The sequence below is a fragment of the Maribacter thermophilus genome, from assembly GCF_001020565.1.
Taxonomy (GTDB): Bacteria; Bacteroidota; Bacteroidia; order Flavobacteriales; family Flavobacteriaceae; genus Maribacter; species Maribacter thermophilus.
On sequence record NZ_LDAS01000001.1, the window covers coordinates 2,288,884 to 2,306,077 of the forward strand.

Consider the following 17,194-nt stretch of genomic DNA (forward strand, 5'->3'; position numbering starts at 1 on the left):
ATTTATAGCTCACTAAAAAATATAGATATTGCATATTACGTAGTAATCGGAGTGCTTTTTAAGCCTTTACGAAGGCAAAGGCCCTCTTTACTCATTTAAACCATCGTTTCCCTCAAAGCCCCTATTTTAACCTATAGTTTACACATAGATTTATCTCGTAAACTTTAAAATATATGTTATGAAAAAGCATCAAAAAATAGGTGTTCTAAGTTTCCTGGCCTTAACAATGGCCATGGGTTATGGGTGTGAGACGAGAAAGGACACCAACAAAAAAGTGTTATTGGCTCAAGCTACCCCATTGGTAAAAACTTCAAATAAAAACACGGTCAAAATAGCATTGCTCTTAGATACCAGCAATAGCATGGACGGTTTAATAAACCAAGCCAAATCAGACTTTGGGATATTGTCAACGAATTTACACATGCCAAATGCGGAAACGAAACCCGACCCGAACTGCAAATTGCCATTTATCAATACGGCAACGACAACCTGTCTTCTAGGGAAGGATACATTCAACAGGTACTGAATTTCAGTAACGACCTGGACGAGATTTCAGAAAAATTATTCTCATTGACCACCAACGGGGGCGAAGAATTTTGTGGAGAAGTGATACAAACCTCTATAAAACAACTGGAATGGGGCAAAAATCCGGATAATCTAAAAATGATATTCATTGCTGGCAACGAACCCTTTACACAAGGAAAATTAAATTATAGGGATGCCATTACCAATGCCAAGGAAAAAGATATTGTCGTGAATACCATTTTCTGCGGTAACTACGAACAAGGCATCCGTACCGAATGGAAAAAGGGGGCCGTATTGACAGGGGGCGAATATATGGCCATTGACCACAACAGAGAAGTGGTACATATTAAAACACCTTATGACGATATCATTATACAACTAAACTCAAAACTCAATAAGACCTATATTTCTTATGGTAGTCTGGGGGCTTCAAAAATGGAAATGCAACGCACCCAAGACCAAAACGCAATGGCCATGGAAGAAACGGTGGCCGTAAAAAGGGCCGTTAGCAAAAGCTCTAGATTGTACAACAATAAAAATTGGGACTTAGTGGACGCCTATGCCGACGAAGAATTTGAACTTGGCGAGCTGAAAGACAATGAACTTCCAGAACACCTACAAGGTAAATCGGAAAAAGAAATAGAAGCATATATAAAAGACAAGCAAACCGAACGAGAAAAAATACAAAAGGAGATTGCCGAACTCAATAAAAAACGAGAGCTTTACATTTCTGAAAAACAAGATGAGAGCAACAAAGGCGAGTTGGAAAGCGCCATGTTAAAAGCCATTAAAAGACAGGCTTCCGTAAAAAATTATACCTGGGAGTAAACAAATACAAGAGGTCTTTTTTATCAAAAAAAAGGCCTCTTAACAATTAGTTAGCCGCAGGACAGTAACAATCGTACTTACGTTCTTTTTGTCCGAAATCGTACCCTAAAGTAATCTGGTGAAACCCGCCATTATCAAAACGGATATCTCCCATTTGATAAGAATAATTATAGGAGACCAAGAAATTTTTGATGTTGGCGCCAATAATAGGAGTAATCAACTGTAAACGCTGCTCCCCAAAACTATCGGTCGTTTGATATTGAGCACCATCAAAACTTCTTCGGTAGGAAAGTCCTCCCCAAATACGACCAAAATCGACATCTTTATAAACTTTGGCATTTACATCCATCGTTTTTTCCTTGGTAAAATCGGTCAATTGAAAAAGTACCGAAGGCTCTACTTGCCATTCACTTTTACCGAATACATACCCCGTAGAGATCAAAAATCTTCTAATATTATCTATCACCAATGCATCCGGATTATCTTGCCTGTCTCTATAATACACATTTCTTTGACTACCCGTAAGGGCATTGGTAACGGCAAAATGGGCATAGAATTCTTGATAACTGTAAGACACCCCTAAGTCTACATTAAAATAGGTAGAACTTAATTTTATACCGGCTATGGCAGGATCGGGTGTTGCAGACCTAAACTCCGTTTCGTCAAGGCTACTTTGCAATACCGTGGCGCTAAGGCCAAACGACAATTGGTTCAACACCCTTATATCTTGGCTTCCCATTCTTAAGTGATGGGCATACGTTGTTTTGAGTCCGGTTTGAGAATGGTACCCGTTTGCATCGTTAAAAACGATGGCTCCAATACCACTGGGGCTATCGCCCAACCTAAAATGTGCGTTTATTGTCTGTAAGTTAGGTGCATCATCTACATCGAACCATTGCTTCCTTACCGTTGCCCTGATTTTTCCACCCTGACTAATACCTGCCATAGAAGGAAAAACCAAGTAATAGTTATCAGATAAATAATCAAAATAAACAGGTATTCCTTCCTGAGCATTGGATTTCATTCCAAAAACTAGGAAAGAAAACAAAAGTATCAGCTTAAATTTCATCTGTGGGAAATGAGGATATAGGTTCAAATTGCTCTAAATATATAGTATAACGACATATAGGTAACATTATTATATAGCCCTTAACTTAGATTTCCTTTGTACTTTTGTACTCAAACTAAAATTGAGATGAAAGAGTATTCTATTACCGTAGTTAAGACCAACAACCCTACCATACTAAAGTTCGAATCTAACCATATGCTCGTAAAACGCAAAAACTACGAGTACAAAAATATTGATGAGGCCAAAAATTCACCTCTGGCGCAACAGCTTTTTCACCTTCCGTTTATAAAAACGGTGTATATCTCCGGTAATTTTATCGGTTTGGAAAGATATGATATTGTGGAATGGCAAGACGTAAAGGATGAAGTAGCCCAACAACTAGTAGAGTATTTAAACGCGGGAGAGCCCATTGTCATAGAAGAAGATAGCGATAAGCCAATTGCCGTTACTGTCTACGCAGAAGTAACCCCGAACCCCGCTACCATGAAATTTGTGGCAAGTAAAAAAATTGTCGGTTCCACTTTTGAGTATAAAAACATCGACGAGGCCAGAGAATCGCCTTTGGCTATGGAGCTGTTCCAATTTCCTTTTGTAAAGGAAGTTTTTATCGATGAAAACTATGTTTCCGTTTCCAAATACGAAGTGGCCGAATGGGAAGATATTACCATTGAGCTTAGAGAGTTGATAAGAAACTTTATCGCCGAAGGAAAAGAAATTGTCAACGACAATGCAAAACCTGTTGGCGGTACCCAGGCCCCTACCGTTACAAATAATAACATACCCGAAGATTTGGACGACACCTCTCTGGAAATCATAGATATCTTAGAAGAGTACGTGAAGCCTGCAGTGGCAAGTGACGGCGGAAATATTCTTTTTAAATCCTATAATGCAGAAAGCCGAACCGTAAACGTAATTCTACAAGGCGCCTGTAGCGGATGCCCGTCTTCCACATTTACCTTAAAGAACGGTATAGAAACCATGTTAAAGAATATGATGGGGGACAAGGTAAACGAAGTCGTTGCGCTGAACGGCTAAAAAAAATTGTAAATCAGTCAATTAAGCCATGATTAATCGTTAAATTGTAAAGAACATTAAAAACACTAATTATGGCAGTATTAAAAGTTATAGAAGTATTGGCTAATTCCGACAAAAGTTGGGAAGACGCAACAAAAAATGCGGTAGAGCAAGCATCAAAATCCGTTAAAAACATCCGGTCTGTATACATTAACGAACAGAGTGCGGTGGTCGAGGACGGTAAAATGGTGAATTTCCGAGTCAATGTAAAAATTACATTCGAGGTCAAATAACCGTAATTTTGAAATACGTTTTAGAGAAGCACCCTTGGGTGCTTTTTTTGTTTCGATACACCAAAGGCTATCTTTGAGAAAACACACACTTTGAACAAACAATAATTACCGTTTAAACTAATTGCTATATGGCCCAAAAATTCACGAACGACCTCATAAAAGAAACAAGTCCATATTTGTTACAGCATGCCCATAACCCTGTTGACTGGCACGCATGGAACCCACAGACCTTGGAAAAGGCAAAAAAGCAAAACAAACTGATCTTAATTAGTATTGGTTATGCGGCCTGCCATTGGTGCCATGTTATGGAGCATGAATGTTTTGAAGACGAAGAGGTAGCCAAAGTAATGAACCAACACTATGTAAATATAAAAGTGGACCGCGAAGAGCGCCCGGACATTGACCATATTTATATGGATGCGCTTCAGATGATGACCGGTAGTGGTGGTTGGCCACTTAATATTGTCGCCCTGCCCGATGGACGTCCTTTTTGGGGGGCCACCTATCTAAGAAAAGAAGACTGGATTAAAGTGCTTAAGGACCTATCTGAGCTATATAGATCCGATACCGAAAAAGTTTTGGGCTACGCACAGCGAATGGCCGAAGGAATACAACAAATAAACATCATTGAAGACCAACAGAACACCTTTATATATTCCATTGAAAACCTTAAGGAAGACGTAGAAAATTGGTCACAATATTTTGATACTTTTTTAGGAGGCTACAAACGAGCACCAAAGTTTATGATGCCCGTAAACATGGAGTTTTTACTTCATTATGCGACATCGTTAAAAGACGAAACCATAATGGATTACGTAAACACTACTTTGACCAGAATGGCCTATGGAGGTATTTTCGACCATGTAGGGGGAGGATTCTCAAGGTATGCCGTTGATACGAAATGGCATATCCCCCACTTTGAAAAAATGCTGTACGACAATGGCCTGTTAACAAGCCTATATGCCAAAGCGTATGCCGCGACGAAAAACGACCTTTACAAACGAACCGTAGAGAAGACCATTGCATTTGTAACCGAAGAGCTCATGTCTAACGACCATGCCTTCTACTCTTCTTTAGATGCCGATAGCTTAAACGAAAAAGGAATATTGGAAGAAGGGGCCTATTATGTATGGAAAGAACAAGAGCTGCAATCCCTTCTCAAAAAAGACTACGCACTGTTTAAAGAATACTACAATATAAATCCTTACGGAGAATGGGAAGAAGGCAACTATGTATTGATAAGGGACACCTCTGATGAAGACTTCTTAAAAAAACACGCATTGTCCCACAAAGAACTAGAAGCATTGTTAGAAAGATGCCAAGCAACTTTAAAAAAAGAAAGGAACAATAGGCCCAAACCAAGATTGGACGATAAAATACTAACCTCTTGGAACGGTTTAATGTTAAAAGGCCTTACCGATGCATACAAGTATTTGCAAAAAGAGACTTTTTTGGACCTTGCCCTAAAAAACGCCAAGTTTCTTACCAAAAATCTCTTTAGAAATGATGGCGGTCTTTACCATAACCATAAAAATGGAAAAAGCTCCATTAATGGTTACCTTGAGGACTATGCCGCCGTTATAGATGCCTTTATAGGCCTTTATGAAGTAACCTTTAACGAACATTGGATCCAACAGGCCAACAATTTAACATCCTATTGTTTATCCAATTTTATGGATGACGAAAGTGGACTGTTCTTCTTTACCTCAAAAAAAGACGCCTATGTAATACGAAGAACATTAGAAGTTGGTGACAACGTTATACCCTCTTCCAATTCCATCATGGCAAAAAACCTATTAAAATTGTCAAAGTACTACCCAGAGCTAGGCTATACCGACATTTATATAAAAATGCTAAAAAACGTGCAGGATAATTTTTCGCAAAACACACAGAGCTACGCCAATTGGTTGGATCTGGTACTCAACGAACAATTGCCTTTTTACGAGATTGCCATTGTTGGCGACGACTATGTAGAAAAAGCCATGGAAATCAACAAAAACTATTTGCCGCACACCATTATTTGCGGAGCAGAAAAAGAAGGAGGCATTTCTTTGTTAAAGAATAGATATATAGACAAAAGCACCCATATATGTATATGCAGCCATGGCGCCTGCCAGTTGCCTTTGACTCATACGGACAAAGCTTTGACGCAACTGCTCAAAAACAGCCTGCATTAACAATTGTTTAAATAAAATTTCTTGTTCAAGGCACTAAGATCATATAAGTTCGTGCCCTAAAATTTAAATTTATTTATGGAAGAGATAATGAACTATCAAGAACATGTTGACAAGGCCATTAAATGGTTCTGGGATGCCCTACCAAACTTACTGTTGGCTATTTTGTTATTAGTAGTGGGTACGTATATTATTCGGGTCATAAACAAACTAATACGTAAGTTCTTCGCAAAAAAAGACTACGACCCCTCTTTAGAAACATTCTTGCAGAGCTTAATATCCATAGCTCTCAAGATTCTTCTATTTGTACTGGTCATAACCCAATTGGGGGTACAATCATCTTCACTGGTAGCAATAATAGGTGCCGCAGGTCTTGCTGTTGGCCTGGCCCTACAAGGCTCTTTGGCCAATTTTGCCGGAGGGGTGCTTATATTACTTTTTAAACCCTTTAAGGTCGGTGACTTTATTTCCGCCCAAGGGGTAGATGGTACGGTCAAGGAAATATCCATATTTACCACAAAGCTAAAAACCTTTGGTAACCAAATAGCCATTATTCCAAACGGCCAATTGTCGAACAACAACATTATTAACTATAACGCCGAAAACTCCAGAAGAGACAAAATTGACGTAGGTATAGGCTATGATTCCAACATTAAAAAGGCAAAAGACATACTACTTCAAATTTGTAACGACAATAAGGATATACACAAAGATCCGGCGCCCGAAGTATATGTAGGTGAATTGGCCGATAGTTCCGTAAACCTAACACTTAGGTTTTGGGCCGATAACGATACCTTTTGGAAAGCTCATTTTTACGTAATGGAAGAAATTAAATACAGGTTCGATGCCGAAGGTATTGAAATTCCTTTTCCACAAAGAGTTGTGCACCAGATGAAAGAATAAGCCATAACCGTAAAAAAAGAAACAGCCCCTTAGATAAGTCTAAGGGGCTTTTTATTATTTGTAGGCCCTACCCCTTTTTCTTGGTAACTAAAAAATCTTTTAGATAGTAAGGCTCAAAATAGGCTACGTCCTCAAAATCTTTTGAAGAGAATTTTTGATAGGACAACACTGCCATTTCTTTTGCAGAAGGTACCGCCTTAGTCTTAAAAACCAAATTATCACCATCTAAGGTAGATTCTATTTTTTCGGCCCCACTACCAATAAAATAAACTTTACCGTTAGCAGTGTATTCTTTAAAAGACCCCCCATCTATAATCTCTGCACGGGTTTCTCTTACCTCATGTAATTTTGCATCAAATACCGCTGAATACACCTCCATTCTTCTGGCGTCCAACACGGGAACAATAACATCATCCCTTTCCACATTCAACTGCGACGCCATACTCTTTAGGGTAGCAATGGAAATTAATGGAACATTCAAAGCAAAAGACAGCCCTTTTGCCGCCGACACACCTATTCGTAAACCGGTATACGACCCCGGCCCCTTGCTAACGGCTACCGCATCTATATCACCAGGTAATTTCTTTGCCTCTTCTAAACATTCTTTAATGAATACGTGTAGCTGTTCAGCATGTGAGTAATTTGGTGTATTGTTTTCCCTAATGGCAACAACATCACCATTAAGGGCAAGGCTCACCGAACAATTGGTAGTTGCGGTCTCTAAATTTAAAATCAATCCCATAGCCCAAAGGTATTGAATAAGCATAAAAAAACCTGCAAATAAATGTTTGCAGGTTTTTAATTACACCTATTAAAACTAATCTAAGGTAATCGGAATTCCGAAATAGAACTCCAACAACTTTAATCTAAAAATATATTCATATTTGGTTCTTATTACTTGGGCTTCCGCATCATCTACCCTGGCCTGGGCCTGACTAAAATCAAAAGAATTCATCAAGCCTACATCAAACCGCTCTTTAGAATACTCATACGCCAGTTTTCTTGCCTCAAGTGTTTTCTCGGCCGCCTCATAAGACTTACGAAATGTAGTAACATCTATGTAAGCTTGGTTCACCGTTGACTCCAAGGCAAGTTTGTCTTGCTCTAACTGTAATTTTGACTTCTCTAAACTTATTTGTGAACGTTTAACATTGTTGCGCGTACTCCAACCATTGAATATTGGTACGTTAAGCTGTGCACCATAGGATATACCATCAAAAATCCACATTTGATCTGTAAAACTTGGGGTATAAGGCATGCCGGTAGCATCAGGGATCTGTGTTACGTCAGAATATCTGGTACCATATTGAAAAAAAGCTGATAGCGTTGGTGCATAAGCACCTTTTGCAATTTCCAGATCTTTTTCCGCCAAGTCTACATTTGACTCGGAAAACTTGATATCATTTCTAAATTCCAGTGCTTTGGAAAAAATAGTTTTAGGTGTGTTATTCAGAATATCGGATAGTGGAATATCAAACGACTCGTCCGCAATATCAAAATTTTCATAATCCGTAATCTGTAACAATTGGGCAAGGTTTATTCTAGAGATCAACACCAAGCCTTCATTATTGACAATTTGCTGTTCTTGGTTTGCGGCCGTAGCCTCTATTTCCAACAAGTCTCCCCTTGGCACTACTCCAGATTCCACCAATTCTTTGGTTCTTTTTAAGTCTTGTTCGGTAACGGCATACTGGGCCCTCGACACTTTAAGCGCCTCTTTGTTCGAAAGTATTTGCAGATAAGCATTCACCACATTGAGACGAATATCATCTTTAAGGTCATCTAAACGGTATTGACTGGATAATGCCGCCAATTTTGCCCTTTGTACCCTTTTTATATTTTGCAGACCATCGAACAACGTGACACTGGAAGAAAATCCGGCATTCACATTATTTGCCGTACTGTTTGTAGGTAGGTTATTGGTGGGGTTTATAGAAAAACCGGTATTACTGGAAACCGATGCAGTGGCATTAAGATTGGGCAAAAGATTACCAAAAGCATCTTTCTCATCTATCTTCACACTTTCTAGGTCCAGCTCATACTGCTCTACCGATAGGTTGTTTTCCACTGCGTAGTTAACACATTCTTCCAAAGTCCACTTCTTATTTTGGGCCAGTGTTGTGCCAACTGCCATCAGCAGAAACATTATGGTTATCTTAAGTTTCATGTTTTATTTATTTTTGATTGATGATGATTACTCTTCTTCTGTTTCTTCGTCACCTTTTTTAATAGGTTCCGTTTTGTTCCAATGCTTTACTTTGTCTTCTTCTGAAAGGCCGGAAATAATTTCAACGTTTACACCATCTGAAATACCTGTTTCCACATCTCTTCTCTCAAACTTTTGTTCATCTACAGAACCAACGGCCACTTCTACATAAGGCTTGTCGGTTTCTTTATCAAACTGTAGCAAAGCCTCGGGTATCACCAATATATCCTCTTTCTTTTCTAGGACCATAGAAGCATTGGCACTATATCCTGCACGAATAAAAATATCGTCCGTTACATCAACATCTGCCTCGATCTTAAATTGCACCGCACCGGTTTCCTCAATGCCTTTTGGGGCGATAAACCTTAGTTTTGCATCTAATTCTACCCCTTCTATTGCGCCTAAACTTATCTTCAAAGGAGTTCCTAACTTGAGTTTTCCGACCTCACCCTCATCTACTTTTCCTTCAAATATCATTCTACTCAAATCTGCAATGGTCGCAATCGTAGTACCATCATTAAAGTTATTACTTTGTATTACCTGAAAACCTTCCTCAACCGGGATTTCTAAAATAGTACCATCTACAGTTGCCCTAATATTGGTATTGGCACTGGTAGAACCACCTGCCGAACCTCTTCTGATAATCTGATAATCGGCCTTGGCATTGTTCAGCTCTTGCTCTGCCTGATTGTAGGTCAATTGAATATTGTTAAAATCTTGACTACTTATAACCCCTTTATCGAATAGTTTTTTATTTCTATCAAATTCAATTTTGGCATTGTTCAGGGCCAACTCCGCATTTCTTACACGACCGCTTGCCTGGTTTAAAGATTGCTCATTGGGCACCACTTTGATCACGGCGATCAAGTCTCCAGCCTTTACCTTTGCACCCTCTTCCAGATAAATTTTCTCTATAATACCTGAAATCTGAGGTTTTATTTCTATCTCATCCTCTGGAACAACCTTACCAGTGGCCACTGTTTTCTTTTCTATACTAGATATAAAAGGTTGACTTGTTTCGTACGTAATAGCAGATTTACTGTTTGATTTTATAAAGAACACAGCTGCCCATAGTGCTCCAAGCACCAGTACTCCTATTAAAATATACTTTACGATCTTATTCATTTTAAATGTTTATTAAATTGGTTGTTACTCTTCTCTTAATGCGTCAATAGGTTTTATACTTACGGCTCTCTGTGCAGGTATCAACCCTATCAAAGTGCCCAATACTACCATAATTAAAAGTGCTCCCAAAACATAGGGTATGGGCACTGTCGGATTGGTATACGGAAAATCGAGATCTTTGGTCAAGCTATTGATAATGGACAATACGCCCGCCCCCAATATGATCCCCATTACGCCCGCGATCATTGTTAAAAAAACCGATTCTAAAATAATCTGTGACCGCACCTCTTTTGGCGTGGCTCCCAGAGCCCTTCTTACTCCCAGCTCTTTGGTACGTTCTTTAACAGATATCAATAAAATGTTACCGATACCAATGACCCCTGCCAAAATAGTGGCAATACCCACCACCAGACTCAAAAAGGTCATACCTTTGGCGAAACCAGAAACCTTAGTGAACATTTCACCTAGATTGAAAGAGCCAAATGCCCTTTCGTCTTCAGGGTTTACTCGGTGTATATTTCTTAATAGGGATTTTACATCCTTTTCTACCTGTACTACATCAACATCATCATAAGCGGCAATACAAAAATAATCTACGTTCTCTCCCGTATTGTATAATTTCCGAAAGGTGGTAAAAGGAATAAAAATGGCGTTATCGTTATCGAAACTGACACCTTGGGACAGTTTATGAACCCCGACCACCTGAAAATACACATCTCCTATTCGTATAAACTGACCTATAGGGTCTTCGTCCTTTTCAAAAAGCTCTTGCAGATTTCTTTCACCGATCACACACACCTTTCTTGCCTGGGCAATATCCTCATCATTAATAAAACGTCCGCCATCAAATATTTTTTTGGTGGCTATTCTCGTATAAACCGGATAGTCCCCATTTACGGGGTAAGAACCCGATTTTTGTCCTCTTACGGTAAAGACGGGATCAGAACCAAAATTACCCAATGTAATACGGGGTGCGATATTCTGTATTTCGGGAATCCTATTTTCCAGTGTCGTAACATCACTTAATTTCAACTGCATGGGACGACCCGTTTTAAAACCTTCATAAGGCATACTGGTACTCTGCCCCCAAACGAACATACTGTTCATCGACACGCTTTCAAAAACCTTTTCGAAACCATTGTCCATACCCTTTGCCGCACCGGACAATGCGATGTATATAAAGATTCCCCAAAGCACACCTACAATGGTTATAATGGTTCTGGTCTTGTTCTTACTTATAGAACCGAATATCTCTTGCCATGTATTTCTATCAAAAATAAATTTCATATCATTCGTCTCTTAAAGCTACTATTGGTTTTATTCTGGCCGCTCTTCGTGCAGGTATATAACCGGCCAAACCGCCAAAGAATATTAAAACTACCGTTGCAAAAATGGCGGTGCCCATATTAATAAAAGGATTGGTAATAAAGTAGTCCTTTAAAGAATCACCTAAAGAACTTAGCATTGCCACCCCCAAGACCATACCCACAATACCAGAAACCGTAGTAATGAAAACAGACTCTAACAGTATGGTACTGATTACAGATTTAGGTGTGGCCCCCAAGGCTTTACGTATACCAATTTCTTTGGTTCGTTCTTTGACCACAAAAACCATAATATTGCTAATACCGATAATACCGGCGATAATGGTGCCGAATGCCACAAAGCCCACTATAATTTGCAAAACCCCAGCAAACTGTTGGTTCTGCTTTAATTGGTCGGCAACATTTCGGATAAAAAACCCACGCTGATCATTGGGGTCTATAAATTTTTTCTCCCTAATAAAATCTCCCAACTTTCTTTCAAAAGCCATAGCCCCGGCATATCCTATTTCGGGCTTAAAACCGATTACGATCTGATTGATCTTATCGGTGTTTTTCTCGATCAACTGCCGCGTGGTATAGGGTATATATATTCTACGCTCCTCATCGTCACCTGCATCGTCTTGAAAAACCCCGATGACCTTAAATACACTGCCCGTTATATCTATATACTTACCAAGGGCATCCTCGTTTTTAAAAAGATCTTTCTCCACAAGTCTGCCGATAACGGCATATTTTGCTTTTTCTTTGATGTCTTGCTTGTTGAGGTATCGCCCCTTCATTATAATGGTCTTTTCGGCAAACTGATACGCCTCGCTAACACCCCGTGTCGTATAATTATTGGATTCGTTCTTATATTTTACCAATCCGCTTCTATCTACCCTTGGGGAAATATATTCCAAGAACAAAGGGAAGCTCTCTTCTATATCGGCCAAATCGGAATTATCGAACTCTATTTGCCTGTTGGACTTATAGCCTTTGAACGGTTTTGAGGTTCTACCTGGAAAAACAAAGAACGTATTGGTGGCATCATCCTCAAAAAACTCGCTGAAAGTATTGATCAGGCCATTGCCAAAACCATACAACACAACAAAGATCAAAATACCGAGCGCTACCGTAAAACCAGAAAGAAAAGTTCTTAGCTTATTTTTCTGAATAGTTTCGAATATTTCTTTCCAACTATCTCTACTAAACATATTGTTCTGCCCTTACTTGATCCACTTTTTTATCCTCTACGATCACCCCATCTTTAAGGTGCACTATTCGTTTACACATGTGTGCAATGTCCTCTTCATGGGTTACCAATAAAATGGTATTCCCCTCATCATTGATCTTTTGGATCAGATCCATTACCTCGTACGATGTTTTACTATCCAAGGCTCCGGTTGGCTCATCGGCCAACAATACCTTAGGCTCCGCAGCCATTGCCCGTGCAATGGCAACTCTTTGCTTCTGCCCCCCTGAAAGCTCACTGGGTAAATGGGTGGCCCATTCCTTAAGTCCCACTTGCTCTAAATATTTTAAGGCCTTTTCTTGGCGTTCTTTTCTACCTACCCTTTGGTAGTACAAAGGCAAAGCAACATTTTCTGCGGCGGTCTTGTAATTGATTAGATTAAACGACTGAAAAATAAAACCTAAGAACTTATTACGGTATTGCGCCGCTTTTGTTTCGTTTAAATTTTTAATTGGCACACCATCCAGAGTATAGCTTCCTTCATCCAATTCGTCCAACATTCCCAGAATGTTAAGCAATGTAGATTTCCCGGATCCAGAAGACCCCATTATAGCTACCAATTCCCCTTCCTCTACAGAAAAATTAATTCCCTTTAGCACATGTAAGGAATTTTTGCCCATTTGATAGGACTTATGAAGATTCTTAATTTCAATCATGTTGGTTGTTGTTTTAGACAATTAACTTGTAATGCCTATGTGTTAGACTATGATCTTTTTAAATTGTTACATCCAATGGCAGATATTTTTTAGTTCTGCGCCAATTCGTCCGGTTTCACTTCGTTCCAGACTTTAATTCTTTCGCTCTCGGTGATTCCCGATTTAACTTCCACATAAATTCCGTCACTAATACCGAGTTCAATATCCCTACGTTCAAACTCTTGGTCTGCCGTTTCGATTTCAACATATGGCTTTTTAGTCTCATCATCGAACTGCACCAATGCCTCCTTAACCGCAAGAACACTGTCGGCCTTGGCCAAGATAATGGAGGCATTGGCACTTAGCCCCGCCCTTATAAACACACTGTCCTGTTTTTTCAAGGTGCCCTTGATCTCGAACTGAATAGCACCGTTTTCCTCTTTGCCCTTTGGGGCTATATAATCTAGAACAGCATCAAAAACCTGATCTTCTATAGCACCTACCGTAATCTCTAAAGGAAGATTCTCTTTGATCTTACCTACTTCCGACTCGTCTACCTTTCCTTCGAATATCATTTTTTCCACATCTGCAATGGCGGCTATGGTCGTACCTTCATTAAAGTTATTGCTTTCTATTACCTGATTACCCACTTCTACAGGCACTTCCAACACCATTCCGCTTACCGTAGCTCGAATTTGGGTATTGGCCGCATTACCATATCCCTTCGTGGTACCTGTACGTACAATATCGTACCTTTTATTGGCTGCAGCATACGACTGCTTAGCCTGATCATAGCTCACTTGTGCCCTCTCTAAATCTACTTGTGAAATGACTCCTTTTTCAAAAAGTGATTTCTGTCGTTGTAGGTTTCTCATTTGATCGTCCAAGCCAATTTTTGCTTCTTCTATATTATTTCTGGCATCGTTTAAAGCACTTAGGTTCGGCACCACTTTTATCTTACAGATTAAATCTCCCGACTTTACAAAATCGCCTCCTTCCACATAAATTTCCTCTATAACCCCCGAAATATTGGGCTTTATCAATACTTCTTCCAAAGGAAGAATACTACCCGTTGCCATGGTTTTTTTTATGATCGTTTGCTTTGACGGCTGTTCCGTCTGATAGACCACTGGGTCTTCCGCGTTTTTTTGATACAAGTAATACATAGACCCCCCAAAGGCTAAAACTATGACCAGTAAGATGATGACGGTTCCTGACTTTTTCATTTTTTTGATTGATTTAATTTTTATAATCGATGAATCTTATTCTGTTCTTAATGCTTCTATTGGCCTTACCTTTATAGCACTTTGTGCCGGAATGAATCCTGCCAATAATCCGGATACTATCAATATCATTAAAGCGACCGCTACCACCCCTATGCCCACACTCGGGTTAACGAACATATCTACCGGCCCTACAGAGTCCAGAACTGCATTGATGCCATAGATAAAGGCCGCTCCAAAAATTATTCCTGTCATGCCGGAAATTATGGTCAAAAAAATAGATTCCATTAAAATTTGTTTTTTTATGGACCAAGGGTCTTCCCCCAAGGCTCTACGGATACCAATTTCCTTTGTTCTTTCTTTAATAACGATCAGCATAATATTGCTGACTCCTATTATACCCGAGAGCAACACCAAAACACCAACAAAATAGGCGACCCAACGCAAAGCCCCGAACAAGCTCTCTACCCTATTGAACTGTTCGTATAGATCAAAGTAACCAACGGCTCTTTTATCTTCGGGGTGTATCTTTCTATTTTCCTTTACAACATTTACTATTCGTTCCTTTAAATTGGATATAGAGCTTCCGTCTTTGGCGGTAATCGCCATCCAGCCAACATTGTCCCCCATATTAAATGCCTGAGAAAAAGAAGTAAAGGGAATAAATATTTCTTTTTGTCCTTCTTCCCCATCCCCATCATTATTCTTCTTTTTATAGCTACCTACCACCATAAAATTTACTCCTTGAATTTTAATATAGGTTCCTAATATAGGTTCCCCTTTATCATAGAGTTCATTTTTTACCCCTTCTCCTATTATCGCCACTTTTCTTTTGGCCTCAATATCGTTATGGTTTATAAACCTGCCCTGCGTGATCGTCATCGGCTCTTGCTTAATTATTTCGGGGTAATCACCATATACATTAAAAGCTCCCGTTTTAAGCCCCCTAACGACATTGTTGCCCCCACCAAAGCCCCCGAGTTGGTTTCTAGGCGATATAAACCTTAGATTGGGTACCTTGTCGTTTATAGCCTTAACATCTTCTAGTTTAAAATTATAGCGCCTGCCCTTGGGCAAGCCCTTGTACGACTTGGTAGTGCTTCTGGACCACATGAACATGGTATTGGTGGCAATATCGCCGAAATCTGCACGGATACCATTTTCGAGTCCTTTTCCAGCAGCCAAAAGAATAATCAGAATAAAAATACCCCAACCTACCCCGAACGCCGTAGCCAATGTTCTAAATACATTGCGAGACAACACCTCGATAATCTCTTTCCAACGATCCTTATTAAGCATACTTCGCAATTAAGAAAGTTATTATATCCCTATTCATCTTTCAAGGCTTTAATTACATGAACCCTAGCAGCCCGCCAAGCCGGAAAAAAACCAGCAACCGCCCCTGCAAAAATGAGCACGAATACGGTGGTAACGGCAACATTAAAATCTACCGACGGATTCATTATATAATCCACCTCTATATGTGGCCCCACCAATTCCAACAGCCCCATACTGAATATAAGTCCTGCAAACCCAGCAATGGCCGTAACAAAAATGGATTCGTGCAACACCATTCCCACAATGGACCATGGTTTGGCGCCCAAGGCTTTTCTAATACCTATTTCCCTGGTGCGCTCCTTTACGACAATCAACATAATATTGCTCACCCCCACTACACCGGCTATAATGGTGCATATGCCTACAAACCAAAAGAAAAACTTTATACCCGACATTAGGGTATAAAAACGTTTTGCCTCTTCCATAGGATTCCAAATTTGTATAGCGCTGGTATCATCGGGAGCCACCGTATGGGCCTGTAGCAAATAAGCACGTAGTTCATTTGTAAATTGAATGGATTGGGCTACCGCAGTCTCAAAATCATCGGCAGGAGGAAGCGTATAGGCCATATTGTTTATATGGTCGGCACCATTGAACACCTGCTGCGCCGTAGAAATGGGAATAAAGATTCTTTCTTCTTCCCTCTCACCTCCCACATCACCATATACCCCAATAATTTTAAAAGGAATGCCGGAAATATCTATAAATTGACCTACTGGTTCAGATGTATCTTTAAAGATGTCTCTTTTGATTTTGTTACCTATTACAGCCACTTTGGCTTTTTCCCTTTCATCCGAATAGTTTAGAAAACGCCCCTTGGATATATACTCGTTCTCAATGAACTGAAACTGTGAAGACACACCTTGTATACCATAGGCCAACGATTCTTTACCATAATTTACCTGCACATTACGCACAAAGTATCTCGGAGACTTGTTCTCTATTCTATCCCCTAACAGATTTGCCGAAAATTCATAGTTTTCGTTTCTTAATTGGATACGCCTTCCAGGATTTAACCCTTTATATTCTTTGGTGGTAACCCCTGGCCAGACCCAAACACTGGTGGCCGCATCTTCTTCAAATTCATTGGCTATACCATTCTGCATTCCCTGACCAAAACCCAATAAGATTACCAAAATAAAAATGCCCGAAGCCACGGAAAGCCCGGTAAGGAAAGTTCGCAATTTATTTTTTCGAATGGTATCGAAAATTTCTTGCCATCGTTCTAAGTCGAACATGTTGATTGATTTTGATTGATGAATGCAATACAAGTATTACTTGTAAATAAGACTATGCATTATCTAT

The 17,194-nt window shown here is 39.6% G+C and carries 16 protein-coding genes; 6 read left to right on the plus strand and 10 right to left on the minus strand.

Annotated elements, in window-relative coordinates; translation table 11 throughout:
* Nucleotides 1–178: 178 nt before the first annotated feature.
* Together AB657_RS18235 and AB657_RS09925 are read left to right on the plus strand one after the other, a co-directional pair.
* Entirely contained in the window at nucleotides 179–526 is a 348-nt protein-coding gene (locus AB657_RS18235) for a hypothetical protein (RefSeq protein WP_316933217.1), read from the plus strand.
* A 44-nt stretch (nucleotides 527–570) separates the two neighbouring features.
* Nucleotides 571–1,353, plus strand: a complete 783-nt coding sequence (locus tag AB657_RS09925; protein WP_316933218.1) for a hypothetical protein — start codon at nucleotides 571–573, stop codon at nucleotides 1,351–1,353.
* Between the two features lie 46 nt (nucleotides 1,354–1,399).
* Here the strand turns inward: AB657_RS09925 and AB657_RS09930 are convergent, their stop codons facing one another.
* Nucleotides 1,400–2,422, minus strand: a complete 1,023-nt coding sequence (locus AB657_RS09930) for a PorP/SprF family type IX secretion system membrane protein (RefSeq protein WP_047246346.1) — start codon at nucleotides 2,420–2,422, stop codon at nucleotides 1,400–1,402.
* 126 nt (nucleotides 2,423–2,548) lie between these two features.
* Between AB657_RS09930 and AB657_RS09935 the strand changes: the two genes are divergently transcribed.
* The 4 genes from AB657_RS09935 to AB657_RS09950 all read left to right on the plus strand — a co-directional run bounded on the left by AB657_RS09935 (nucleotide 2,549) and on the right by AB657_RS09950 (nucleotide 6,806).
* Nucleotides 2,549–3,457, plus strand: coding sequence for a NifU family protein (locus AB657_RS09935; RefSeq protein WP_047246347.1), 909 nt, complete (start codon nucleotides 2,549–2,551; stop codon nucleotides 3,455–3,457).
* Nucleotides 3,458–3,528: 71 nt separating this feature from the next.
* A complete protein-coding gene (locus AB657_RS09940; RefSeq protein ID WP_047246348.1) occupies nucleotides 3,529–3,729 on the plus strand; it encodes a dodecin family protein in 201 nt (66 codons plus the stop codon).
* 128 nt (nucleotides 3,730–3,857) lie between these two features.
* Entirely contained in the window at nucleotides 3,858–5,906 is a 2,049-nt protein-coding gene (locus tag AB657_RS09945) for a thioredoxin domain-containing protein (protein ID WP_047246349.1), read from the plus strand.
* A gap of 75 nt (nucleotides 5,907–5,981) precedes the next feature.
* Nucleotides 5,982–6,806 (plus strand): mechanosensitive ion channel family protein, encoded by an 825-nt coding sequence (locus AB657_RS09950; protein WP_047246350.1) that lies wholly within the window; start codon nucleotides 5,982–5,984, stop codon nucleotides 6,804–6,806.
* Nucleotides 6,807–6,873: 67 nt separating this feature from the next.
* On the opposite strand, the gene tsaB is transcribed toward AB657_RS09950, so the two are convergent.
* The 9 genes from tsaB to AB657_RS09995 form a co-directional block, all read right to left on the minus strand.
* A complete protein-coding gene (tsaB, locus tag AB657_RS09955; RefSeq protein ID WP_047247919.1) occupies nucleotides 6,874–7,548 on the minus strand; it encodes a tRNA (adenosine(37)-N6)-threonylcarbamoyltransferase complex dimerization subunit type 1 TsaB in 675 nt (224 codons plus the stop codon).
* 75 nt (nucleotides 7,549–7,623) lie between these two features.
* On the minus strand, nucleotides 7,624–8,973 hold the full coding sequence (locus AB657_RS09960; RefSeq protein ID WP_047246351.1) for a TolC family protein: 1,350 nt from the start codon (nucleotides 8,971–8,973) through the stop codon (nucleotides 7,624–7,626).
* Between the two features lie 27 nt (nucleotides 8,974–9,000).
* Nucleotides 9,001–10,137 (minus strand): efflux RND transporter periplasmic adaptor subunit, encoded by a 1,137-nt coding sequence (locus AB657_RS09965; protein ID WP_047246352.1) that lies wholly within the window; start codon nucleotides 10,135–10,137, stop codon nucleotides 9,001–9,003.
* Between the two features lie 24 nt (nucleotides 10,138–10,161).
* On the minus strand, nucleotides 10,162–11,424 hold the full coding sequence (locus tag AB657_RS09970) for an ABC transporter permease (protein ID WP_047246353.1): 1,263 nt from the start codon (nucleotides 11,422–11,424) through the stop codon (nucleotides 10,162–10,164).
* 1 nt (nucleotide 11,425) lies between these two features.
* Entirely contained in the window at nucleotides 11,426–12,655 is a 1,230-nt protein-coding gene (locus AB657_RS09975; RefSeq protein ID WP_047246354.1) for an ABC transporter permease, read from the minus strand.
* Nucleotides 12,648–13,349, minus strand: a complete 702-nt coding sequence (locus AB657_RS09980; RefSeq protein WP_047246355.1) for an ABC transporter ATP-binding protein — start codon at nucleotides 13,347–13,349, stop codon at nucleotides 12,648–12,650. Before AB657_RS09980 ends, AB657_RS09975 begins: the two co-directional genes overlap by 8 nt.
* Before the next feature lie 89 nt (nucleotides 13,350–13,438).
* A complete protein-coding gene (locus AB657_RS09985; RefSeq protein ID WP_047246356.1) occupies nucleotides 13,439–14,554 on the minus strand; it encodes an efflux RND transporter periplasmic adaptor subunit in 1,116 nt (371 codons plus the stop codon).
* Nucleotides 14,555–14,590: 36 nt separating this feature from the next.
* The gene (locus tag AB657_RS09990; RefSeq protein ID WP_047246357.1) at nucleotides 14,591–15,850 is read right to left on the minus strand and encodes an ABC transporter permease; all 1,260 of its coding nucleotides are present in this window, start codon (nucleotides 15,848–15,850) and stop codon (nucleotides 14,591–14,593) included.
* A gap of 29 nt (nucleotides 15,851–15,879) precedes the next feature.
* Nucleotides 15,880–17,127, minus strand: coding sequence for an ABC transporter permease (locus tag AB657_RS09995; protein ID WP_047246358.1), 1,248 nt, complete (start codon nucleotides 17,125–17,127; stop codon nucleotides 15,880–15,882).
* Nucleotides 17,128–17,194 lie beyond the last annotated feature (67 nt).